Below are 24358 nucleotides of genomic sequence, written 5' to 3'. Positions count from 1 at the left end.
TGAATTTTAGTAAAATGAGTTTACGCTCACACTCCCTCATTGCTTCCCCAATCCTTCTTTTATTTTCACCAAAGTATCCAGCTGTACACCGGTAATAATTTCTTTAGTCAATTTTGCATTGGGCCATTGTATTTCTATTGCTTCAATAGATTTTGCTTTACCCAAACCGGCTTCTACACGTAGAGTTTGCGAACCAAAACTTCCGCCGGTGCTAACTGTATGATAGAAGTGCTGCACTGTTCCATCTTCCATAATAACTTTTATTTTTACTCTTGCACCAATGGCAGCACGGTTGCATGTAACACCTTCCAGTTTTAATTGTATCCAGTGATTGCCGGTGCTGGTGGTGTTTTCAAAAAGTACATTTCTAAAACGATCCCCTTCCACGGCACCACCCATTACTTCATAAATATCCTGGTCGCCATCATTATCAATATCTGCAAAAGCCACCGCATGTCCTTTTTGAATATGTGCTGTATTGGTGGCATAACTGATGTCTTCAAATTTTTTGCCCCCTAAGTTGTGGTATAATTTATTAGGAATGATGCTTTGAAATTCGGGTGCACCGGTGCCCAGGTAAAAATCGGGCCAGCCATCATTATCTATATCTCCGTAATTACAACCCATCGCATAGCTAACATGATCAACACCATATTGTTTACTTACATCAGTAAAAGTATTGTTGCCATTGTTATGATAAAGACGTGGCAAATCTCCCAATGGGCTCATGCCCATCATATCCCGTGCAACATCCTGTGCCACCAGGGTAAACTGGCGGGTATCGTAACCGGAAACATAAAGATCCAGTAATCCATCGTTATCAAAATCAAAGAACCAGGTAGGAAAACTATAGATCGGTTCTTCCACTCCTGCGGCTTTGCTGATGTCTTCAAATATTCTTTCGCCGGCAACAGCACCGGGTTTGTTCAACCATAACTTATTGGGTTGCCCTAAAACAGAAAGGTAGAGGTCAGGAAAGCCATCGTTGTTGATATCGCCCCATACACAGCCTTTTGCAAAAGTGGTAATGTTTAAACCATACTTTGCTGCTTCGTCTTTAAATTTCCCTTTATGATTGATGAATAACTGGCTGGGGTAGTTTTCGTGCGGTACAAAAAGATCTATCCACCCATCGTTATTAAAATCGCCCCAGCTGGCAGTTTGCGTTGGTGCAGGAGAATACAGTCCCAGCTCAATGGTAACATCTTCAAAAGTATTGTTGCCATTATTTTTCAACAAAGAGAATGGAAATTTTGCATTCTTACCCCACCAGCCGCCACGTAATACAACGATATCTTCAAAACCATCATTATTATAATCAGCATGAATTAAATTTAAACCACCTGTTATGCCCACTAATCCAGCGGTGGTGGTTTCTGTTTTAAAACTGCCGTCTTTCATCTGGTGCATATAACGTACCTGGTCGCTTAATCCATACGATGTAGCCATGATATCGAGTAAGCCATCATTATCCAGGTCTTCCACAACACAACCGCCGGATATGCCATTCATATCAACACCTTTTTTGCCCGCAATATCTTTTAAAACAATATTGCTGCTATTACTTTGTGCAAACACGCCCGATTCGATCAACCATTGTTTAGGTACTTCTGCAGGGTATTTACCCAGCGTCATGTAAGCAATGTTCAATAAATATCTTGATTGCAGGTCATCAGGATATTTGGCAAGAATGAGTTTATACAATTCAATAGCTACTTCTGAACCATAAGTTAATTTGTGTATTCCTTCTCCCTGTATAGGAATAATGCAGCTTTGGGGATTGTGATTGGCGGCGCAATTTTCCAGTTCGCCTTTTCTCATATAGCTGATGGCCAGCTGATCAAAAAACTGTTTGTACTGCTCTGTAAAATTCTGCCCGGTAATACCCATGGCAGACATTACCTGTTTAAGCACATTAATAGCTTCTTCGGTATTGCCGGCATTTAAAGATTCAATACAATATTGAAAGTAGAGGTTTACCCTTTTGTTGGGATCTTTTTCTGTATCCAGTTTTTTTCTGTAGTTGGCAGCACGCTGCGTATTCATCACATAAAAATCTTCGGGATTAGCATGTTTGCTGATGCTGTCCAGTATCTTCACCATTTTTAAAGTACCCTTTGTTTGTGGTACAGCAGAAACCAGTTGTACACCATCGGGTTCACAACAACTTTTCATTTGCGCATTTACTGTATTAATAAAAGTAGCCAGCGCAAAACAGCAAGTGATATAATATTTCATATTGTGTGCAGCCTTAAAAATACAGCGTTATATAGCCCAACAGCAAAAGCATGGTTATAGTTTACCATTTTTAATTTCTTCCACCACACCCGGATCTAATAAGGCAGAAGTGTCGCCCAGGTTTGCCATTTCACCTTCAGCAATTTTTCTCAGTATGCGGCGCATGATCTTGCCACTTCTTGTTTTAGGCAGGCCCGATACAAATTGTATCTTATCTGGTTTTGCAATGGCACCAATCACTCTTGTTACAGTTTGTAAAATATCTTTTTTGGTATGTTCTTCATCGCCATGCATGTGCCCGTAAATAACATAGGCATAAATACCTTGCCCTTTTATATCATGCGGATAACCCACTACAGCACTTTCCACCACACCGGCATGCATGTTAATGGCATTCTCCACTTCTGCGGTGCCAATACGATGGCCGCTTACATTTAATACATCGTCTACCCTGCCTGTGATCCTGTAATTGCCATCCGCATCTTTTAAGGCACCATCACCGGTGAAATATAAATTGGGATAAGTTGCAAAATAGTTGAGGCGGCAGCGTTCATGATCGCCATAGGTGGTTCTTAAAATAGATGGCCACGGCGCTTTAATGCAAAGGTTTCCTTTCAGCATGCCATGCTCATCTTTTTCAGTTACTTCTTTTCCATTCTCATCTACTAAAATGGGTTGCACACCCGGCATTGGCAAAGTAGCCCAGCTTGGTTTTGATGGAGTAATGCCGGCAAGATTTGAAATGAGCACACCTCCGTTTTCTGTCTGCCACCAGGTATCAACTATCGGGCATTTTTTCTTACCGATATGCTCGTCGTACCAATGCCATGCTTCTTCATTGATGGGTTCGCCAACGGTGCCTAATATTTTTAAAGAAGACAGATCTTTTCCTTTTAATGGATCTAAACCAAAACCCATCAGGCTTCTTATAGCAGTAGGGGCGGTATACAAAATATTTACTTTATGCCTGTCTACAATATCCCAGAATCTTCCTGCATCAGGATAGGTGGGAACACCTTCAAACATTAATGAAGTACCACCTGCACTTAAAGGGCCATATACAATATAACTGTGGCCGGTGATCCAGCCTATATCTGCGGTGCAAAAATGTACCTGGCCCGGCTGGTATTGAAACACGTTTACAAAAGTGTAGTTGGTCCATACCATATAACCTGCACTGCTATGCACCACACCTTTTGGTTTGCCGGTACTGCCCGAAGTGTATAAAATAAATAAAGGATCTTCTGCATCCATTTCCACTGCCGGAAAAGAAACCACGCCATCTTTTTCCACTTGTGTTTCGGCATATTCCATTTCATCTTCCCACCACAGGTCCCGTCCCTTAAGCATAGATACCGGAATTCTTGTACGGGTATATACAAAAACTTTTTTTACAGTACGGTTGCCTATCAATGCATCATCAATCACACTTTTAAGCGGAATATCTTTTGCGCCACGGTACGCACCATCGCAGGTAATAATAAATTCGGCCTGTGCATCGTATAACCTGTCTGCAATACTTTGCGCACTAAAACCACCGAATATTACGCTGTGTATGGCACCAATTCTTGCGCAACCTAAAATGGCATAAGCCAGTTCGGGTACCATGCCCATGTATATACATACACGATCGCCTTTTTTTACACCATTGTTCACCAGCATCTGTGCTACCTGGCACACACGTTTATGTAAACGGGCATAGGTAACAATGCGTACTCTTTCTTCAGGGTTATTAGGCTCCCAGATGATAGCAGGTTTATCTGCCATGGTTTTTAAATGGCGGTCGATGCAGTTTTCAGTGATATTCAGTTTAGCACCTTTAAACCATTCTACTTTAGGTTCGGTAAAATTCCACTCTAAAACTTTATCATGTTTTTTACGCCATTCAAAATTTTCGGCAACAGCTCCCCAAAAGCCTTCCGGGTCGTCTACACTTTTTTTATAATCAGCATGATATTGTTCCAGTGAAGCAATCTGATAAGGATATGACATGTTCTTTTTTTTATCTTGCTCAAATTTATAGATACCAATTGATTTAATTGTACTTTAAAAACAATTTGTACATTTTTTTTATCATAACCTACATTACAGGACAGTTGACTTTAAAAACATAGTATCTTTCCCTAACAATTGTTTACTATATGAATGAGCATTCTACAAAAGGAATAGGTAAGGTCATTTTCTCTTCTTCGCTGGGCACATTAATTGAATGGTATGATTTTTACATTTTTGGTATGCTGGCCAAAACAATCTCTACACAATTTTTTCCTGAGGGTAATGAAACAGCAGCCCTGCTGAGTACACTGGCTATTTTTGCTGCCGGCTTTTTGGTACGTCCCTTTGGAGCATTGGTGTTTGGAAGATTGGGTGACCTGATCGGCAGAAAATATACGTTCTTATTAACACTGGTTTTAATGGGCGGTTCTACTTTTTTGATTGGCCTGGTGCCCTCTTATAAAGCCATTGGTATGGCGGCACCATTACTGGTTTTATTATTAAGATTAATACAAGGTTTAGCATTGGGTGGCGAGTATGGTGGCGCTGCAACTTATGTGGCAGAGCATGCGCCAGCACATCGCCGCGGTTATTTTACTGCATGGATACAAACCACCGCTACATTGGGTTTGTTTGTGGCATTAGGGGTAATTATGCTGGTAAAAAGCAGGCTTACAGAAGCACAGTTTAATGCAGAGTGGGGCGGATGGCGCTATCCTTTCTGGATATCTATTTTGCTGGTAGGTGTTTCTATTTATATCCGTTTAAGAATGAATGAATCGCCGGTGTTTGCCAAACTAAAAGCAGAAAAGAAAACATCGGTTAACCCTTTAAAAGAAAGTTTTGGTCATAAAGCGAATTTCAAAATGGTATTGCTGGCTTTGTTTGGCGCAGTGATGGGGCAGGGTGTTATCTGGTATACCGGGCAGTTTTATGCACAAAGTTTTTTAGAGAATACCGTGAAGATAGAATTTGTACAGAACAGGGAAATATTATTGTGGGCTATCGGTTTAGCTACACCCTTCTTTTTAGTGTTTGGTGCATTAAGCGATAAGATCGGCAGAAAATGGATCATGCTTACAGGAATGTTATTAGGCGTTATTTTTTACAGGTTTATATTTGGCACTTTATTAAACGATGCCAATGCAGCAGAATGGAAAAGCAGGAATGAAGGCATGCGCTATGTAAATATTGAAGGGCAAAATAATCCTTCGGTAAAATATGATACCGTAAAACGAAATGATGAAACAATAGTTATTACACATGTAAAAAGTGTGTGGCAATTAAGCAGCGGGTTAAAATTTACAGAAACCTATGCCGATACCGGGGCATTGGTAAAGAACGGAGATGTAAAAAGTTATTATAAGGATCAATCGGGTTTTTTATGGATCAGCAAGGATGTAAAACCGGCCTATTCAGATAAAGTACTTACCAGCGGATTGAAATGGAAATTCATCGGGCTGGTATGGATCATGATCATTTTTGTAACAATGGTGTACGGGCCCGTGGCAGCATTTCTGGTGGAATTATTTCCTACTAAAATAAGATACACTTCAATGAGCTTGCCTTATCATATTGGTAATGGCGTGTTTGGCGGACTGGTGCCATTTATAGCTACCTTGTTATCGGCAACATTTACAACCGATCCATTGGTAGGCCTATGGTATCCGATTGGTGTTGCGGCATTGTGTTTTGTAATTGGTACTTTATACCTGAATAATAAAATTGATAAAGAAATTAACGACTAAACCTGCCTGCCGGAAGGCAGGAATATTTTTTATGAATCAGCTTAAAAGAATAATGGGTTTTATTTGGTTGGTGATTGCTCCTGTAGTAATTTATTTTTTAGTAATGGGTGCCGTTCATAATATTGGTGCCGGTACAAAAGATATTAATAAGCCTATCCCCTGGGTTATTATTATTACCATATTTACACCAATTGCTATTGGCCTGATGATATTTGGCTTTTATGCATTGAAGGGGGAGTATGATAGATTGCCTGAAAGCTCCGAAGAACTATAACACTAATTAAATCGAATTACACTAATTTATTTCCGCTAATTCGTGTAATTGTTTTTTAATTCGTGGAATAAATGTAACAAAAATGCTTACCCATCGTTCTAAAAAAATTATGAGGCGTACATTAACCTACAGCTTGGCTTTAATTTCGGTATGGCTTTTATTAGCCCAATGTTTTATTATGCGTAACCGGTGGAGCGATAAAAAAGCCTACAGTGTCTTTAAATCTAAACAAGTTCCCCTTATTATTTATGATACTGTAATTAATAAAAGGCATTTGCATTATGCCGTTTGTGGTCCGGATACTTTACCTACATTGGTTTTTATACACGGCAGCCCCGGCAGCTGGATGAATTACATGAAGTATATGTGGGATTCATCCATGCGCAAAAAATTCCGCATCGTAGCCATAGACCGCCCGGGCTTTGGGTATAGCGATTTTGGTAAAGCCATGCATTTGCAGGAACAATGCAACATTATTTTACCGGTATTGCAGCAATTAAAAACCAGTGCACCTATGTATGTAGCCGGCCATAGTATGGGCGGACCGGTGGCAGTAAAATTAGCTGCTGATAATCCGGAATTGTTTAACACCGTAATTCTTATTGCGGGAGCTATTGATATTAACCAGGAAGCAAAAGAAACCTGGCGGAAAATTATGAATGTAAGGCCCATGTATTGGGCACTGCCCGGAGCATTCGGTCCAAGCAATACAGAATTGCTCTATCTTAAAAATGACCTGCTGCCCTTGCAGGAAGATTTTAAAAAAGTTACCTGTAATATTTTATTTGTACATGGCGATAAGGATACCTGGGTGCCTATAAAGAATATTGCATACGGTACAAAGATGATGGTGAATGCAAGATCAATTACTGCAGATACATTGCGTGGCGCCGATCACCAGATACCATGGAAAAGAATGGATGAGTTGAAAAAAATATTGCTGCAACTATATTGACCTGCTATTGATTTTTCACCTTTGACCAGTTACAACCCCAACGCTTTATAGATCGCTTCATGAATTTTTGGCCGCACATTCAGGTTCAATAATTTTTTATTGATATCGCCACCATCAGGATTAACACGGTTACTTAAGAAAATAAAGATGAGCTTATTTGCAGGATCGGCCCATACGCAAGTGCCCGTATAACCGGTATGGCCAAAGGTTTGCGGCGATGCTGATAAACAAGGGTAGGGCTCCGGCCTGCTGGCATTATCTTTTTCAGGTTTATCAAAACCGTAACCACGGCGGCTGATGGTACTGTGGTAAGCAGTAAACAGGGCAACTGTTTCCTTGTTCAGATATTTTTTTCCGTTAAAAGTGCCATCATTCAAAAGCATTTGCATGATCACCGCCAGGTCGTAAGCATTGCTGAATAAACCTGCATGGCCCGATACGCCCCCAAACATGGATGCGCCCGGATCATGCACATCGCCACGTAATAATTGCAGCCGAAAAGTTTTTTCCTGTTCGGTAGGTATTATCCTGTTGAGTGCAAAATGTTCCCTTGGTTTAAAACCTGCAGTAGTTAAACCTAATGGGTTATAAAATTCCTGTTTAGCATATTCATCCAATGGTAATCCGCTTACGGCTTCTACTACTTTGCCCAGGAAAATAAAATCATTATCGCTGTAAATGTATTTGCCGGTTTCTCCTAACGGACTTTGCAAAATCCTTTTATACATAGTATCTCTCCAGTCGTTACGCATAAATAAATTTTCCGCCACACGTATGCTAAAAGAATCAGTCTGTTTAGTGGAATAATATTTTGCTAACGGCTTCCCTTCCGCATCAATAGTTTCTTTATAAAAAGGGATAAAAGAAACCAGGCCCGCCTGGTGCAGTAAAATATTCTCAATCAGTAAATGCTCTTTATTGCTTCCCTTTACCCAGGGCAGGTAATCGCCTAAAGTTTTTTTAAGATCAATTTTTCCGGCATCATACAATTTCATGATGCTGATAGTAGTGGCACAGATTTTTGTAACTGAGGCCATATCATAAATAGACTCTAACTGTACCGGCTCTTTGCTATCATAAGTGTAATGGCCATAAGCTTTGTGGTAAGCGATCCGGCCATCTTTTACCACCAATACCACACCACCGGGGGTAGCACCTTTTTCAATAGCATCGGTTACAACAGAATCAACCGTGTTCAATTTAACCGGGTCAAGCCCTGCTTCGTCAGGATTGATGTGGGGTAAAAAAAAGCCGGATGTAATAATGCCGCTGCCATATTGATAGTCATCACAAACCGTAACCGGTAATTTTCCTTTAGCAGCAATTTTTCCTTCCAATAAATCTATCGCCGTATTTTGTATTATATCATCATCTTCGTAACAAGCCACTATATTTTTTGCGGCACACCAGTTTTTTATAGCATAACAATTACCAAAAACAAAAGTGATGGCATTGGTTTGTTGTTGCAATGTTGTTGCCAGGTCAACCGCAGCTTTTGAAATACCGAAATTATTGGCAGGCGCACGGTTATAATTATGAACGCCAATGATTACTCTTTTGTACACTTTCTTTATTGAATCAACCAGCCTTATATTATCAGCACCATCCTGCAAGTAATTAAAATAGAAAACGTCTGCGGCATAATCACTACGCATACGTTTTGCAAAGCCATTGTCGCTGCTGTTGCCAATACTTACATAAGCTACTTCGTTTGCCACAGGCTTAACAGGCGGCAACATGGGGAAAAAAATATCATCCGTTTTTTTCAGTACCGTCAATGCATTTTCTGCAATTAACCTTCTCATGGCAGGTACCTTACTGTTGAGGTCATTAGTAAGGTTATCAGTATTGATAGGTTGTAATGCGGTTAATCCGTATTGGTATTTTGCCAGCAATACTTTTTTACAATGCAATTCAATAGCTGCCCAGCTTAGTTTTTTTGCTTTAATAGCGGCTTTAATTTTTTCAATTGCCAGGGGCACATCGCCGGGTAAGCATAACATATCATTGCCCGCCACTAACGATTCTACAGAGGCAGCGCCATCAGGATAATATTTTTTTACTCCCTGCATTTCCAGGGCATCGGTAAAAGTTAAGCCCTGGTAGCCTATTTCGTTACGCATTAATTCCGTAACATTTTTAAAGCTTATAGAAGTGGGTTTATTGGGCGTATTGTCAATTGAGGGAACCGATAAATGTGCTATCATCACACTGCCAATACCAGCCTTAAAAATTTCTTTGAAAGGATATAATTCCAGTGAGTCTAATTGCGCCATCGATTTATTGATCACCGGTAAATCCAGGTGCGAATCTACCGCAACATCACCATGGCCCGGAAAATGTTTGGCACAAGCCATCACACCATTATCCTGCATGCCCTTCATGTATTGAACACCGAATAAAGCCACTTTATATTTGTCTTCGCCAAAACTTCTGTCGTTGATAACAGGGTTATTGGGATTATTATTAACGTCCACAACAGGAGCATAGTTAACCTGTATACCCACTCTCTTACATTGCTCCGCCACAATTTTTCCATATTGATAAGCTATGCCTGCGTCCGACACCGCACCCAGCATCATCTGTTTGGGCAACGGCAATACACTATCGATCATTCGCATACCCACACCCCATTCGGCATCTATACACATCAGTATCGGCGTTTTTGCAATGGCTTGTAAATTGTTGATGATGGTTGCCTGTTTAACAGGGCTGCCCTGGAAAACGCAGATGCCACCGATATTATATTGTTTGATCAGGCTGGTAACCAGGGAATCAAAAAAAGTAACGGTCTTTGTACGGGCATCATAAGTAGATAAACGCACTACCATTAATTGTGCAATGCGTTCGTCATCGGATAAGGTTTTGTACACACTATCTGCCCAGCGGTTGGCCGCTGTGGTTTGTGCTATCGAAAATTTACTGCATAAAACAATGGAAAAGAATAATAAATAGTGCTTGATCATAGCTATAAAAATACTTAATAAAGACAAATATCAGCCATTTTAAATAGGAGGTGCTTTTAAAAATATTTTTAACTTTACTATATGTCAATTGCTGGAAAATACCGGCCACATTATACTTACGATGAATATTGCCTTTGGGAAGGCAGATGGGAATTAATTGAAGGCATGCCTTATGCAATGAGTCCTGCACCCGTGCCTCAGCACCAAACAATTAATGCAAATCTGGCATTGGTTTTTACAACAGCATTAAAAAAGGTTGCAAAAAGTACAAGGCTTACATACCTATCGATTGGAAAATTGCAGAAGATACTGTTGTGCAGCCAGATCTTTTGGTAGTTTGCGATAAAATAGAAAAAAAAATATTTAGATTTTCCCCCGGTTTTGGTAGTGGAGATTTTATCTCCGGCAACTGCAGCAAAAGATCGTGGAGAAAAGATGGAATTATATCAATTGCAAAAGTTAACATATTATCCTATAATTGACCCCCACTTTAAAAAGACAGAGATTTATCAATTTGAAGATGGTGCTTATCAACCGGTAGCTTTAAATCCGGAAAACTTTAATTTTACTTTCGATGATAATTGCACAGCCGAAGTAAGCTTTGCAGATATTTGGGACTAGTATAGTTTTATCTCCATTTAGTCAGAAAATTTTGCGACTTTTGCCAACTAAATAAAGGAGGACTTTTGCCCGATATCATTCAATTATTACCCGATAACATTGCCAATCAGATTGCAGCAGGTGAAGTAATTCAGCGGCCGGCCAGTGCTGTAAAGGAGCTGCTGGAAAACGCTGTGGATGCCGGTGCAGATGAAGTTAAACTCATCATCAACGATGCCGGCAAATCGTTGATACAGGTGATCGATAATGGCAAGGGCATGAGCGAAACCGATGCTCGTATGGCTTTTGAACGCCACGCTACTTCCAAGATCAGTAATATCGAAGACTTATTCCGCATAAAAACCATGGGCTTCAGGGGCGAAGCACTGGCAAGTATTGCTGCCGTGGCGCAGGTGGAATTAAAGACCAAAAGAGCAGAAGATGAAACCGGTGTTTATCTTGAAATTGAAAACAGCATCGTAACAAAACAGGAACCTGTTGCGGCACCCACCGGCACCAGCATTGCCATGAAAAATCTTTTTTTCAATGTGCCGGCAAGAAGGAATTTTTTAAAAAGTAATCCTGCAGAATTAAGACATATTGTAGACGAGTTTATAAGAGTGGCCATGGCTTTTCCCGAAGTATTCTTTTCTCTTAACAGTAATGGACAGGAAGTTTTTCATTTGGAAAAAGGCACTCTAAAACAACGTATTGTTCAGATACTCGGTAATAATTATAATGCCAGGCTGGTAAGTGTACAGGAACATACCGATTATATGAATATATACGGTTTTGTGGGCAAACCCGAAACGGCAAAGAAGACAAGAGGCGATCAGTATTTTTTTGTAAACAACCGTTTTATAAAAAGCGCTTATTTAAATCATGCATTGATGAATGCATTTGATGCGATGATCGCCAAAGATAGTTTTCCGATGTACGCTTTGTTTATCGATCTGGACCCCTCGCAACTGGATATAAACGTACATCCCACCAAGCAGGAAATAAAATTTGAGGACGAAAAGATTGTATACGCTTTTGTGCAAAGTGCGGTAAAACATGCGCTGGCACAATTCAGTATTACACCAACATTGGATTTTGACCTGGATGTTTCCATTCAGCAACTGGATGCGGTAAGCAAACCTTTTACAGAAGAAAAAAAATCAACTGCAACATCATCTTCTTTATACAGCACCTTCACTAAAAAACACCAATCCCATTTTATTGAAAGCAAAAGCGAACTGAAGCATTGGAAAGATTTTTATGAGCCTGAAAAAACGCTGTCAGATGATAGCGGGCAACTGGCAGGTGGCGGTACACCTGTTGCAGCACAATCAATGCTGCATACTAACAGCAACCAACTGTCAACTGAAAATTTAATGCAGTTGCACAATAGCTATATAGTGTTGCAAACCAGCAAAGGCTACTACCTGGTACACCAGCAAAATGCACACGAAAGAATTTTATACGAACAGTTTATTGCCGCAGTGGATGGTAAACCAATTGCCACACAGCGCAGTTTATTTCCTGCCACTTTAGACCTTTCTGTTACTGATGCGGTATTGCTTAAAGAATTATTACCGGATCTGAATCACCTTGGATATTTATTAGAACCTTTTGGTAACAATACTTTTGTTATCCAGGGTTCACCTGCTGATGTTACAGATGGGAATGAAAAAGTTGCGGTAGAAAAAATGCTGGAGCAATACAAACATTTCAGTAACGATCTGAAATACAGCAAGAGGGAAAAACTATTACGCTCACTGGCGTTACAGCAATCAATTAAAGCCGGTGTAAGTTTAACCGATAAAGAAATGAAAGTGTTGATAGAAAATCTTTTTAATTGCAACACACCAAATATCACGCCCAATGGCAAGCCTGTCTATTTAGAGTTTAAAAAAGATGAGCTGGATAAAATGTTTGGCCGGTAAGTTAATCCTTTCAATGGAAGGATTTGTTTTTTGCAACGGTACGTTGGCTACACCGCTGGCTTAAAAAAATGTTCAGTGCTTAATTTTCGACACTGTTACAAAAAATAATCTACGGTCTTTAGTAATCAACATCAACCATCGGTACATAGGTGTTCTCAGGTTTTCTCTCTTTATCTAAAATAGTCAGCAGCTTGCCCAGCATTTCCTTATACTGTACTGTTTTGCCAAACTGCGTTTCTATATTGATATACCGTTTATTCAGTTCGCCATAATACACACTCAGCGATCCGTCCTTATCCACTTTTACATTGTCCTGCAAAATACTGTTATACCCAAGAGCCGACATTTTAGTAAACAGATTTTCATCTGTTGTCAATGCAATATCATCTGCATCCTGCCAGTCATCGGCATATACCTGTTTGGCATCATGCTGTCTTTTACCACCAGCCTGGTAACTTTTAACGGAATAATCACCATCTGTATTATTATGCAACGCCACAATGCAGGAAGTAGTATCGGGAATCAATTGCAAAAGATGTGCAGCAAATTTTTCCACTTCGGTTATTGCCAATGGGTTTATTTTTCCTTTGGCAGTTAATGTAAGCCTGATACCTGAAGCAGAAAATATCCTGTTGGGGTCAAATGTATATAGCACACCTTTAAATGAAAAACTTACCAGGCGTTGTGCATTATTGTCGATCTTAATTAATAACCCGCCTTCCCGTTCTAGAATAGCACGTGCGGCCTGTACTGCTGTAGCTTCATTGTCATGTACATTAACACAGCAGGTGCTGACAGATTCACCGTATTGTATCACTTTAAAGGAAATGGTCTTATCACCCAACTGGTGCAGCACTGTTTTTTCTGCAGGTGTAAAAGTTGCCGGTTTTTGCAGCGGTAATGTTGCAGCCGGATGCAGGATACTGCTTATGGTGGTGGTTAAGGAAAGTAATAAGGCAATGCCCGGCATCAGGGTTTAATTTGCTGCGAATATATTTATAAATTTTTAACCTCCTGTATCTAACCAGCCGTTATCCACGGGTTGTTTAAAAAAAGATCCTGCAACGACGATGCTGCAGGATCTTTTTCTATTATCATGAAACCAGAGAGCTAGAGTTTGGTAAACCTTGCATAACAGGTTTTGCCGCCATACACTACTTTAATGGTATACAAACCGGGGGCAAGGTCATTGATAGTAAAGCTAACCAGGTTATTACCGGTTACACCCTGCTGATGTTTTTCTCTTACCTGCACATTTAAAGTATTGTAGATGTAAGCATCTATCATACCCGGTTGTGTTAATGTTACATTTATATTTACCAGGCTGCTGGCAGGATTAGGGAATGCCTGTAATTCACAAACATTACTTACCACATGCTCAATTCTGATAACACTGCAGAATTCTTTTACACAACCACCCAGTGTGATGGCTTTTAAGCAAACCCTGTAATAACCAGTATCATTAAATACGTAGATAGGATTGTTCTGGTGCAATATTACCGGAGGTGTTGTTGCCGGAGATAATTTTGTTATCGTCCAGGTTTGATCCAGTATCGGGAAGTTGGCATTGGCATAGAAATACAATTTGTTAGGCACAAACGGATCTCTCTGGAAAGTATACGTTACGTGAATACTATCGCAATTGATCTGTGGCAATACCGTAATTGTTTTGCAGGTAGTGCTGGCGCAATTGGGCCCACGCCATGCAGTTAAGCAAGCAGTGTACACGCCTGGCTGTGCGTAACGATGAATAGCGATCGGGTCGTGGCTGCCGGTACCATCACCAAAGGTCCAGGTATACACTACATCATTAAAAATATGATCGGGAGTAAATTTATATTTCTGTGCATCAGTGCTGAACTTTTCATAAGTAAACCTGGAAAGTTCCATGCAGCTGGGCGCAGGGTTTGGAATCACTACAGTATCGCAGGTTTCTTTTACACAGTTTGGAGCAAAAGTAACAGTTAAGCATACCCTGTAAGTGCCGGCCTGTGCATACTCATGTACTGCATTCCAGGTAGCGGCAGTGGTGCCATCTCCAAAATGCCATACTGCAGTAGCGCTGGCTGTTGGAGCAATAGTAGTATTGTTGAAATATACCTTACGGATATTAATGGAATCCCTGTGCATGGTAAAACTTACCGGTATACTGCAGGGGGAAAGTACTGCAACTGTTTTGCATATTTCACCAACACAAGGTGTGGTAGAAGTGTTGAGGTTTCTTTTTACCCTTAAGCAAACATTGTAATTGCCCGCTTGTGCATAATCATGGGTTGGGTTGGCCACATTAGGATCACTTTGTAAGCCACTTAAAGAAGTGCCGTCACCAAAGGTCCAGCGAACAGAATCAGAAGCATTGGATACCACGCTGAGGTTAGTAAACTTAATGCGCAATGGATGTAAGCTATCCGGTTGAGAACTGAAATTGGCTGCAAGATTACAAGCAGTAGTTATTACAACTGTTTTGCAGATTTCGCTTACACAAGGAGTAGTGCCTGGTGGAAAATTATTTTTCTTCACCCTTAAGCAAACGGTATAAGTACCTGCTTGTGCATAAGTGTGCGTTGGATTAACATCATAAGAAACCGTGCCATCGCCAAATGTCCATCTTACAGAGTCAGCCGCCGCTAATGGCGCACTTAAATTATGAAAGGCAATTACCAGCGGACTGGCAGCAGTGCTGGTCCAGTTAAAATTAGCTATCAGGTTACATACCGGCGCAACTACAACTGTTTTGCATATTTCACTAACACATGGTGTGCCGCCGGTGTTATTATTTTTCTTTACACGGATACAAACATTGTATGCGCCTGCATTGGCGTACGTATGTGTGGGTGCAGAAAGATTACCCACTAAACCATTAACAGGCGGTGTACCATCACCAAAATTCCAGCGGATAGAATCAGTGGCGTCGTTGGGTAAAGATTGATTTTGAAAATAGATCGTATTCCAGTTGGTGGAATCGGCATGCCATATAAAATAAGCCTGCAGGTTACAGGCAGTGGTTTGCTGAATAACCACCGTCTTAATTACTGAATCGGCACATACAATAACACCGTTAGGATTTGTTCTTAACATGATATGTGTTACGCTGTAAGTGCCTGCAGCGGCATAAGTATGTGTAGGCAATGGAATATTGATCACATTACCATCACCAAAACGCCAGTAATGCATGGTATTGATAGAATCACCAATAAGAACAGGGGTGAATTTTACGGTATTGCCCGTTACAAACTGAAAGCTGAAATCAGCATTACAGGAAGTGGTGGTTTGAGCCCGGGATGAAAAACTAAATGCTGAGAGTACGACCAGCAATAGTGTAATAATTTTTTTCATAACAAACGTTTTTGATTAAAGGGTAATTTGGTTTTTCGTGTTGTTTAAGTTAGATACTGCCAGTTTCGGATGTGTTGCCTGAGGGGCAGGAAATTTTAATATTTTTCACGGATACCTTCTAAAAACCGCTCTGCCGCCCGGCGTACGGGAGTAGCGCTGGTTATGTAATTATTAGCTAATATAGAAAAAATAAGCAATTTCCCTTTGTTGGTGATGAGATAACCACTTAAAGCACAGTTATTACTTAAAGTACCCGTTTTGGCGTAGATAAAGCCGGCGTCTTTTTTAAAATAGTTTGCTAATGTTCCTTCACCACCGGTAGCTAAAATACTTTTCATTCTTGTTAAGCCAAATTCATGTTGCATCTTATTTAAAATGTACACAAAACTTTTTGGGGTAAATAAATTATACCGGCTCAGCCCGCTGCCATCTACCCATTTGGGGCGTTGTGGTACATCTTTTAAATCGGCCTTTAAAATGGTATCAATAATGGCTTCATCATTCATATAACCCAGGTGCTCATTGCTGGCCATTAATAAGGTTTGCTCAGCAAAAAAATTATCGCTGCGGTGCATCATGGGTTTAAAGAGAGAGTCGGAGGGTTGGGAGTGGATGATTTTATCTTTTTTATCAAAGGAAACTAAATATCCATTTGTATAAGCAATATCTAAATTTGGTAAAGTGTCTTCCAATAATTTAATGCCGGTAAATAAATCTGATTCAAAAGTGGTGCTCTTGCTTTTATCATTTCCTGAAGTAAAAATCAAATGATTGCTTCCGGATTTTTTAATCAGATTAAAACCGCTATCAAAAGCATCAGTCATTTCACTTTCTTTGTGAAAATATTTTGGAACTATTGATAAACTGTCTTTATTATTCCACTTTATTCTAACTACATCTCCATACATTGGAAATGTGCTTCTTGGCGCCATAAATGTTTCCTGGTAATCGTCCCATGCCCAACCCATTCCTAGCGGAGCTAAGTATTGTAACCTGTTGATAACAATTTTCTTTTGTTGCTTTAAAAAATCCACCACAGGTTGATTAGTGAATTCAGAAAGTAAAAAAGTGGGGTCTCCGGTTGGTGTTATTTCTGTAATTGTTTCCAAGCCCATCTTTTGAATTTGATACCTCAACCCCACCAAACTATCCCCCAGATATTTCATCCCTGCATACAATGTAAACAGTTTGGTATTACTGGCCGGTATAAAATAATGAGTAGCATCATAATTATACCAGTATTTATTGGTAGCCGGTTCGTAAATGCAAATACCAATATGCCCGGTGCTGACGGACGAGTCTTTTAATAAAATGATATCGGCCTGTTTGGCTATTTGTTTAGATACAGAACAGCCATTTAAAACGCAGTATAGTATAAGTGCAGCAAATAAATTCAGTAACCTCATTATATTGTATTTCAGTTAGCGGTTGGGCAAATTAATGTATTTCAGCAATAGCCATGACCAATGTCTTTTTTTATCTGGCTTTAAAGTTATAATTTTCGGCCGTTGTTACAATACATTTAATGAAACGACTCTATCTCTTTAAAGGACTACTACAGCCACTGCTATTACTCAACAGCCTTATACTGGCCGGCACTATTGGTTATATGCTGATAGAGCAGTACAATTTCCTGGATGCATTATTCATGACGGTGATCACTATTGCATCGGTGGGCTTTAATGAAGTAAAGCCTTTAAGTGAGGCAGGGCAGGTGTTCACCATCATACTCATCCTGGTTAACCTGGGTTTATTTACTTATTTCATCACTTTATTATCCCGTTATTTTTTTGATGCCGAATTGGTGAAAAAATATAAAATGATCAAAATGGAAAACAGTATTCAGAAATTGCAGAACCATGTTATCATCTGCGGCTTTGGTCGCAATGGAAAAGAAAGTGCACAGGTATTACACGATAATAAAATCCCGTTTGTTGTGCTGGAAGAAAAAGTTGACCTGGAGACTGACCTCCCTTTTGAAGTAAAATATTTTATTAAAGGCGATGCCACAAAAGATGAAGTATTATTGGAGGCAGGCATCAGCAATGCCAAAGCCATCATCATCACTTTGCCTGTAGATGCGGATAATTTGTTTGTAGTGCTCACCGCTAAGCAACTCAATCCAAAAGTTACCATCATCAGCCGTGCCTCACAGGATTCATCAATAAAAAAATTAAAGATCGCCGGTGCCAGCAATGTAATAATGCCCGATAAAATCGGCGGCGCTCATATGGCTACCTTAGTGTTGTTGCCCGATGTGGTGGAACTTATCTCAATCATGAGTACAAAAAACAACAGCGACTTCAGGGTGGCAGAATTAAAAACGCAGCAAAGTATATCTTTAGCAGAACTTGATCTGTGGAAAAAAACCAATTGCACTATTTTGGGAATAAAAGATGCGGCGGGACACTATACCATCAATCCATCATCTTCCTACCAGGTCAATCCCGGCCAAAGCATGATCGTTATGGGCAGCGATGCACAAATTGAAAATGCAAAAAAGTTTGTTTGAAGATGTATCACTCACACCAGGCAATACAGGGTTTCGCTAAACCCCTAAACCCCTAAACTTCTAACCCCCTAAACTTCTAAACCCCTAAACCCCTAAACCCCTAAACTAATTAACCAACTAACTACCCTCTCTCCTGCGCCCTCAACCATCGCTCCGGAATTTCATTGCGGCTGGCCTGTATATAATCTTTATAACTGCTGGCAATATATTTTTTATCAGGCAACTGCATCCACCAGCGGCCGGTTTTTTTGCTTTGTAAAAAATTAGTTTCTGTTTCGGTAAAATGGCAATGGTATTCATTAAAATTACCACGGTCTTCAATAGCAGCTTCCTGTTTAGCCCTGTTTTTGCCATCAATAAAATACCAGAGCATTTGTGCAATTTGTTTGGCGGTAAGGTCATTCACATCATGCTGCGGCAGATAACCATAAATACCAAAACTGTTCAGGTTGGTGCTCATGCCTGCATAGCGGGTAAGCATACAAGCCTCTTCGCCGGTAAAACCATTGGGGCTTTGTACAGAAGCCGGCGAATCGCCATACTTTATGGCACAAATATCAAAGCTTAATAAATTGGTATTACGTAAAACGGGTTCCATCTCTTCCATATCTTCTTTAGCCATTCCTAAACGAAAACAATCAAAACGAAGTTTATCCATTGTTTCCAGCATACGGGGATGCACAAAATAACTTTGAAAGCCGATATGATTGTAATGCTTTACCAGGTTAGGTTCGCCGGTTAGCATTTCCATTAAAAAGTTTTCGCTGCGTTCGGGGCTTTCGCCACGCAGGTTGATATTGGCATCAATGCAGGTGGCTTCCACCACTCTTTTTAAATCAACATAGGCAAAGTATTGTGCCAGGGTAATATCGTGTGAGCCACCTAATATCACTACAGTTTTATTTTGTCGCAGTAATTCTGTTAGTACAGTCTTTACAGCGGCGTAGCTATCATTCAGCGTGGCGCCTGTTTTAATATTGCCGATATCTGCAATGCTGATGTCTTTATGCCAGAAATGTAACTGGTACAATTGCCTGCGGATGGCATCGGGTGCCGAATGCAGGTTATTGAAAATGCCGGCACCCCTGCTTTCTGTAACGCCTACCAAAACAATATCTGCATCGGTAATATCAGGTATTTCGGTGTCATATAAAGCAATATGTTTGGCAAATTGTCCGTCGTTATAGCCATTATCTTCATTAATGGCACTCAGTAAAACGGGCTCTAAAAAGTCATGCAGGTCGTACATCTAAAAAATTTGGGCAAACCTAATTTAATAATTTCAAATTGTGGGAACGTTGCCGGAAAAATTGTATAAATATCAGGCAATTAAAAAGCTTAAAATCGGTAACTTCGCTACCACAATTTTAAAAAACGATGAGCTATAAAGAAGAAGTACTTAAAGATGTAGTGATAAAATTTGCCGGCGATAGCGGCGATGGTATGCAGCTTACAGGCAACCAGTTTACCAATAATACCGCAATGCTGGGTATTGACCTGGCCACCTTTCCTGATTTTCCTGCCGAGATACGTGCCCCGATAGGTACCCTGCCCGGTGTGAGCGGATACCAGTTGCGCTTTAGCAGCGACAGGATATTTACTCCCGGCGATGCCTGTGATGTATTGGTAGCGATGAATGCCGCTGCATTAAAAGCTAATTTAAAAGGATTAAAACCCGGCGGTAAAATTATTGCCAATGTAGATGGCTTTGATGCTAAGAACTTGCGTTTGGCCAATTATCCCGAAGGTGTACATCCTTTGGAAGATAACAGCCTGGGTAACTATGAAGTGATAAAGATTGATGTAACTAAAATGACCCGTGAGGCATTGAAGGATATTACCATGGGCGTAAAGGAAAAAGACCGTGCAAAAAATATGTTTGTACTGGGCTTTTTGTACTGGATGTACAACCGTGATATGGAGAATACCATCAGCTTCATTAAAGATAAGTTTGGTAAAAAACCGGAAATATTTGAAAGTAATGTAAAGGCATTGCAGGCTGGTTATAACTATGGCGATACTACCGAAACCTTTACCACAAAATATACTGTTGAAAAAGCAAAAATGGAACCGGGTACTTACCGTTCTATCATGGGTAACCAGGCAGTAGCGTATGGACTGATTGCAGCGTCACAAAAAAGTGGTTTGCCATTATTCTTAGGCAGCTATCCTATCACACCTGCAAGTGATATTTTGCATGAGTTAAGCAGGTATAAAAACTTTGGAGTAAAAACCTTCCAGGCAGAAGATGAGATAGCAGCCATTACTTCGGCTATTGGTGCCAGTTATGGCGGTAGTTTAGGTTTAACTACAAGCAGCGGACCAGGTATTGCATTAAAAGCAGAAGCAATGGGTTTGGCAGTGATGCTTGAAATTCCTTTGCTCATCATTAATATTCAGCGTGGTGGCCCATCAACCGGCTTGCCTACCAAAACAGAACAGAGTGACCTGATGCAGGCTTATTATGGAAGAAATGGCGAATGCCCTATGCCCGTAATTGCTTCAAGTACACCCAGCGATTGTTTTAGTGCTGTATATGAAGCGGCAAGAATTGCTGTACAGCACATGACACCGGTAATGTTCCTGAGTGATGGCTATATCGCTAATGGCGCAGAGCCATGGAAATTTCCCAAGAGCGATGACCTGCCGGAAATAAAAGTTCATTTTACAACAGCTAATGATATCACCGATAGTAAATTTATGCCTTACCAGCGTGATGAAAAACTAGTAAGGCCCTGGGCCATCCCCGGTACACCGGGCCTTGAACATAGGGTAGGTGGTTTGGAAAAACAGGATGGCACCGGTAATATCAGCTATGACAGCGACAACCACCAGCACATGGTTAAAACACGCCAGGCTAAAGTGGATCTTATTGCTAATTATATTCCTGAACAAAAATTAGACAGTGGCCCGGACAAAGGAAAAGTGTTGGTATTGGGCTGGGGCAGTACCTACGGTTCAATCAAAAGTGCCTGCAAAGAATTGCAGGATGAAGGATTGGAAGTAAGCCATGCTCACCTGCGTTATGTTCGCCCTTTCCCTAAAAACCTGGGCGATATACTCAAAAACTTCGATACTGTTTTAATACCGGAAATTAATAATGGCCAGTTGATAAAAATCATCCGTGATGTTTATTTTGTAGATGCAAAGGGCTATAATAAAATAATGGGTGTGCCTATTACAAAAGGCGAACTGGTAGATGCAATAAAAAAACTATTGTAATCATCTCAACATAAAGATGTAGTAAAACGCCTCAATTTTAAATTGAGGCGTTTTCATTTCCTAAAATGCCTTATATGCCTATATAGTGAATTTTACCATCTGGGCATATAAGGCATATAATTTTATTTAAGTGGTCAGATTATTAAATTAAATAAAAATGGCATTGATATTGCTATATCAAAATCCTTAAACCTTTTATCCCAACAACTGACTATGAAAAATACTTCGCTGCAATGCATTTTTTTATCAGCCCTTATTTTTTTTATCTCCTGTACCAAACAGGATACATTGGTGCCGCTGCCGGAACCGGAAATTAAATCATCCTATATCAGTTTTAAGCAAGACACAATACCTGTAATGCTTTCAGTAACAACAGCAAGAAAAGAAAATGTAGGCACTTTATTTACTACCGCTATTGAAGGAAAATTACCTGATAGCATTGTACGTAAAAACAATTTAATAATCAGGGTTACAGGTGATAGTGTAAGAACATACAAGGGTAATGAAATATTTGCCAGCTATACCGATTCATTGGGTGTTACTTATGCTAATAATGTAAGTGATACTTCCAATAAAGTAACACTTACAAAATTGCAAAAAATAAAACAAGGTATTGCGGAAGGTAATTTTACGATTAAGGTTAGTAATTCTACCAAAACAAAAACCTTATTATTAGCGGAAGGAAAATTTTCTACCAGTTTTTTAGAATAAAAAAATCTTTGGCAAATTATTTGTTAAAGAGTAATAACACAGAACTGCCCTTACCAATTCAGCGCAATGCAAAACACGTTTCCTGGATTTTGATTCCCTGGATGATTTATAGCAAAGCCTTTTTATAAGATTGTATTAACCCTGTTTGATATTTTTTATAGCTGTTAAACCACTATCCGTTTATGAATGAAACGCTGCTGACTAAAACTCCTGTTGCAAAACAACAATTGCATCCTGCTGCAAAAAAAATGCAGGGCCCTTTAACTGAAGGCTTGCAGGAATATTCCGGCACCTGGGATACGCCCCAGATCGTACACCTGTTAAAGCGAACCTTATTTGGTGCAAAGCAAAAGGATATTCAGTATTTTAAAACAAGAACTTTATCACAGGCAGTTGATGAATTATTACAACCAACTGCAGCTCCGTCTTCTGTGCCGCTTAATAATTACAATGTTAATGGTTATACCGATCCCACCGGTGTTGCTTTATGGCAAACATGGATCAACACAGGTATCAGCCTTGCCGATACAGAATTAAATAAACACCGCATTGATTCTTTAAAAACATGGTGGCTGGGCCAGGCGGTACAACCTTCCCGTTCTATTCACGAAAAATTAACCGTGTTCTGGCATAATCATTTTGCTACCAACATTAATAACTCAGGCGATAAAATAAAAGCCAGGTTCTGGTACGATCATTATTTAACCCTGCGGCAGCATGCATTAGGTAATTTTAAAACAATGGCTAAGGCCATTACATTGGATCCTGCCATGTTATATTTTTTAAATGGCGATAGTAATGTAAAAGGCTCCCCCAACGAAAACTATGCAAGAGAACTGCAGGAGTTATACACCGTTGGTAAAGGCCCCAATTCAAAATATACTGAAGATGATGTGAAAGCTGCAGCATTGGTACTTACAGGCCATACCGTAAGCCCGACCACTTTTACGTATTTTTTTGACGCCGGAAAACATGATGCTACCAACAAGGAATTTTCTTCTTTTTACAGTAATAAAATAATTACCGGGTATAGTGGTGTTAACGGTGCTGCTGAAGTAGATGCATTACTGGATATGATCTTTTCGCAGGAAGAATTATCCAAACATATCTGCAGAAAAATTTATCGCTTTTTTATTTATTATAAAATTGACAGCAGCATCGAGCAAACAGTGATAACACCACTGGCACAAATTTTCAGGAATAATAATTATGCTATTCAACCGGTATTGTCTACGCTGTTTAAGAGTAAACATTTTTACGACCTGGTATATTCTTCAGCCTGCGTAATTAAAAGTCCGCTGGATTTTGTAATTGACCTGTGTAATGAATACAATGTGGTAATGCCAGATGCCGCTAATAACGAAGCTACTTATGCCGTATGGCAAAGTATACAAAATGAGGCCAGCGAAATGCAGCAGGAGCTGGGTGCCATACCTGAAGTAGCAGGCTGGTATGCTTATTACCAGGAACCGGCTTTTCACGAATTATGGGTAAACTCTTCTACCTATACCCGCCGTAATATTTTTACCGACAGGATGATTGCAGATGGTATCATGAACAATAATCAAACCATAGTGATTGACCCGATCGCATTTGCAGATCAGTTGAACAATCCCGGTGATCCTAATTTGCTGATCAATCAATCGCTGGAAATTTTATTGCGTTATCCATTATCCGAAAGTGCAAAAGAATTTATCAAGCGATCTATTTTACTAAGTGGCCAGCTGCAGGATTATTACTGGACCAATGCCTGGGATGCCTATAAAGTAGATACCAGTAACCCGGGTACAAAAGCAATTGTACTAAGCCGGTTAAGATCATTCTATAAATATATTATGAACCTGCCGGAATATCATTTGTGTTAAACCATCCA

At 40.0% G+C, this 24358-nt stretch carries 16 protein-coding genes and 1 pseudogene; 10 read left to right on the top strand and 7 right to left on the bottom strand.

All coding sequences use genetic code 11. From position 1 onward, the window contains the following. Positions 1-36 precede the first annotated feature (36 nt). Both ACYVM0_RS17115 and acs read right to left on the bottom strand, forming a co-directional pair. Positions 37-2238: an FG-GAP-like repeat-containing protein gene (locus ACYVM0_RS17115; protein ID WP_460558903.1), complete on the bottom strand. Its 2202-nt coding sequence runs from the start codon at positions 2236-2238 to the stop codon at positions 37-39. A gap of 54 nt (positions 2239-2292) precedes the next feature. Then, complete coding sequence (gene acs / locus ACYVM0_RS17110) at positions 2293-4230, bottom strand: acetate--CoA ligase (RefSeq protein ID WP_460558901.1); 1938 nt, start codon at positions 4228-4230, stop codon at positions 2293-2295. 149 nt (positions 4231-4379) lie between these two features. Here acs and ACYVM0_RS17105 point away from each other — a divergent pair, with 149 nt between their 5' ends. The 3 genes from ACYVM0_RS17105 to ACYVM0_RS17095 all read left to right on the top strand — a co-directional run bounded on the left by ACYVM0_RS17105 (position 4380) and on the right by ACYVM0_RS17095 (position 7210). After that, complete coding sequence (locus tag ACYVM0_RS17105; protein ID WP_460558899.1) at positions 4380-5981, top strand: MFS transporter; 1602 nt, start codon at positions 4380-4382, stop codon at positions 5979-5981. Positions 5982-6012: 31 nt separating this feature from the next. Further along, positions 6013-6255 carry a DUF6814 family protein gene (locus ACYVM0_RS17100; protein ID WP_460558897.1) on the top strand — a complete coding sequence of 81 codons (243 nt, stop codon included), beginning with the start codon at positions 6013-6015 and terminating at the stop codon, positions 6253-6255. Positions 6256-6364: 109 nt separating this feature from the next. Next, on the top strand, positions 6365-7210 hold the full coding sequence (locus ACYVM0_RS17095; protein ID WP_460558895.1) for an alpha/beta fold hydrolase: 846 nt from the start codon (positions 6365-6367) through the stop codon (positions 7208-7210). A gap of 29 nt (positions 7211-7239) precedes the next feature. Here ACYVM0_RS17095 and ACYVM0_RS17090 read toward each other — a convergent pair whose 3' ends face one another. Next, on the bottom strand, positions 7240-10176 hold the full coding sequence (locus ACYVM0_RS17090) for a glycoside hydrolase family 3 N-terminal domain-containing protein (RefSeq protein ID WP_460558893.1): 2937 nt from the start codon (positions 10174-10176) through the stop codon (positions 7240-7242). Positions 10177-10257: 81 nt separating this feature from the next. On the opposite strand from ACYVM0_RS17090, the gene ACYVM0_RS17085 reads away from it, so the two are divergent. From ACYVM0_RS17085 to mutL, 3 genes and pseudogenes are all read left to right on the top strand, one after another. Further along, on the top strand, positions 10258-10512 hold the full coding sequence (locus tag ACYVM0_RS17085) for a Uma2 family endonuclease (RefSeq protein ID WP_460558891.1): 255 nt from the start codon (positions 10258-10260) through the stop codon (positions 10510-10512). A gap of 36 nt (positions 10513-10548) precedes the next feature. Beyond that, a pseudogene (locus tag ACYVM0_RS17080) lies at positions 10549-10797 on the top strand (Uma2 family endonuclease); the annotation flags it as partial. Positions 10798-10862: 65 nt separating this feature from the next. After that, positions 10863-12704, top strand: coding sequence for a DNA mismatch repair endonuclease MutL (gene mutL, locus ACYVM0_RS17075; RefSeq protein ID WP_460558889.1), 1842 nt, complete (start codon positions 10863-10865; stop codon positions 12702-12704). A gap of 118 nt (positions 12705-12822) precedes the next feature. Here mutL and ACYVM0_RS17070 read toward each other — a convergent pair whose 3' ends face one another. From ACYVM0_RS17070 to ACYVM0_RS17060, 3 genes are all read right to left on the bottom strand, one after another. Continuing rightward, entirely contained in the window at positions 12823-13674 is an 852-nt protein-coding gene (locus ACYVM0_RS17070) for a hypothetical protein (protein ID WP_460558887.1), read from the bottom strand. Between the two features lie 140 nt (positions 13675-13814). Further along, the gene (locus ACYVM0_RS17065; protein WP_460558885.1) at positions 13815-16040 is read right to left on the bottom strand and encodes a PKD domain-containing protein; all 2226 of its coding nucleotides are present in this window, start codon (positions 16038-16040) and stop codon (positions 13815-13817) included. Between the two features lie 95 nt (positions 16041-16135). Continuing rightward, the gene (locus ACYVM0_RS17060; RefSeq protein ID WP_460558883.1) at positions 16136-17446 is read right to left on the bottom strand and encodes a D-alanyl-D-alanine carboxypeptidase; all 1311 of its coding nucleotides are present in this window, start codon (positions 17444-17446) and stop codon (positions 16136-16138) included. A 119-nt stretch (positions 17447-17565) separates the two neighbouring features. Between ACYVM0_RS17060 and ACYVM0_RS17055 the strand changes: the two genes are divergently transcribed. After that, positions 17566-18552, top strand: coding sequence for a potassium channel family protein (locus ACYVM0_RS17055; RefSeq protein WP_460558881.1), 987 nt, complete (start codon positions 17566-17568; stop codon positions 18550-18552). Positions 18553-18673: 121 nt separating this feature from the next. Here the strand turns inward: ACYVM0_RS17055 and ACYVM0_RS17050 are convergent, their stop codons facing one another. Beyond that, positions 18674-19801, bottom strand: coding sequence for a formimidoylglutamase (locus ACYVM0_RS17050; RefSeq protein WP_460558879.1), 1128 nt, complete (start codon positions 19799-19801; stop codon positions 18674-18676). 128 nt (positions 19802-19929) lie between these two features. Between ACYVM0_RS17050 and ACYVM0_RS17045 the strand changes: the two genes are divergently transcribed. The 3 genes from ACYVM0_RS17045 to ACYVM0_RS17035 all read left to right on the top strand — a co-directional run bounded on the left by ACYVM0_RS17045 (position 19930) and on the right by ACYVM0_RS17035 (position 24350). Then, positions 19930-21774, top strand: coding sequence for a 2-oxoacid:acceptor oxidoreductase subunit alpha (locus tag ACYVM0_RS17045; RefSeq protein ID WP_460558877.1), 1845 nt, complete (start codon positions 19930-19932; stop codon positions 21772-21774). A 213-nt stretch (positions 21775-21987) separates the two neighbouring features. Continuing rightward, positions 21988-22485 carry a hypothetical protein gene (locus tag ACYVM0_RS17040; protein ID WP_460558875.1) on the top strand — a complete coding sequence of 166 codons (498 nt, stop codon included), beginning with the start codon at positions 21988-21990 and terminating at the stop codon, positions 22483-22485. 182 nt (positions 22486-22667) lie between these two features. Further along, positions 22668-24350 carry a DUF1800 domain-containing protein gene (locus ACYVM0_RS17035; RefSeq protein WP_460558873.1) on the top strand — a complete coding sequence of 561 codons (1683 nt, stop codon included), beginning with the start codon at positions 22668-22670 and terminating at the stop codon, positions 24348-24350. Positions 24351-24358 lie beyond the last annotated feature (8 nt).

Source organism: Ferruginibacter profundus (assembly GCF_054783275.1).
The sequence above is the reverse complement of the archived record's forward strand: the minus strand, read 5'-3'. Positions and strand labels throughout refer to the sequence as shown.

What these genes read in the sequence shown, in the direction of transcription:
- ACYVM0_RS17115 (WP_460558903.1), bottom strand. Translation starts at nt 2,238, where the DNA reads ATGAAATATTATATCACTTGCTGTTTTGCGCTGGCTACTTTTATTAAT.
- acs (WP_460558901.1), bottom strand. Translation starts at nt 4,230, where the DNA reads ATGTCATATCCTTATCAGATTGCTTCACTGGAACAATATCATGCTGAT.
- ACYVM0_RS17105 (WP_460558899.1), top strand. Translation starts at nt 4,380, where the DNA reads ATGAATGAGCATTCTACAAAAGGAATAGGTAAGGTCATTTTCTCTTCT.
- ACYVM0_RS17100 (WP_460558897.1), top strand. Translation starts at nt 6,013, where the DNA reads ATGAATCAGCTTAAAAGAATAATGGGTTTTATTTGGTTGGTGATTGCT.
- ACYVM0_RS17095 (WP_460558895.1), top strand. Translation starts at nt 6,365, where the DNA reads ATGAGGCGTACATTAACCTACAGCTTGGCTTTAATTTCGGTATGGCTT.
- ACYVM0_RS17090 (WP_460558893.1), bottom strand. Translation starts at nt 10,176, where the DNA reads ATGATCAAGCACTATTTATTATTCTTTTCCATTGTTTTATGCAGTAAA.
- ACYVM0_RS17085 (WP_460558891.1), top strand. Translation starts at nt 10,258, where the DNA reads ATGTCAATTGCTGGAAAATACCGGCCACATTATACTTACGATGAATAT.
- ACYVM0_RS17070 (WP_460558887.1), bottom strand. Translation starts at nt 13,674, where the DNA reads ATGCCGGGCATTGCCTTATTACTTTCCTTAACCACCACCATAAGCAGT.
- ACYVM0_RS17065 (WP_460558885.1), bottom strand. Translation starts at nt 16,040, where the DNA reads ATGAAAAAAATTATTACACTATTGCTGGTCGTACTCTCAGCATTTAGT.
- ACYVM0_RS17060 (WP_460558883.1), bottom strand. Translation starts at nt 17,446, where the DNA reads ATGAGGTTACTGAATTTATTTGCTGCACTTATACTATACTGCGTTTTA.
- ACYVM0_RS17055 (WP_460558881.1), top strand. Translation starts at nt 17,566, where the DNA reads ATGAAACGACTCTATCTCTTTAAAGGACTACTACAGCCACTGCTATTA.
- ACYVM0_RS17050 (WP_460558879.1), bottom strand. Translation starts at nt 19,801, where the DNA reads ATGTACGACCTGCATGACTTTTTAGAGCCCGTTTTACTGAGTGCCATT.
- ACYVM0_RS17045 (WP_460558877.1), top strand. Translation starts at nt 19,930, where the DNA reads ATGAGCTATAAAGAAGAAGTACTTAAAGATGTAGTGATAAAATTTGCC.
- ACYVM0_RS17040 (WP_460558875.1), top strand. Translation starts at nt 21,988, where the DNA reads ATGAAAAATACTTCGCTGCAATGCATTTTTTTATCAGCCCTTATTTTT.
- ACYVM0_RS17035 (WP_460558873.1), top strand. Translation starts at nt 22,668, where the DNA reads ATGAATGAAACGCTGCTGACTAAAACTCCTGTTGCAAAACAACAATTG.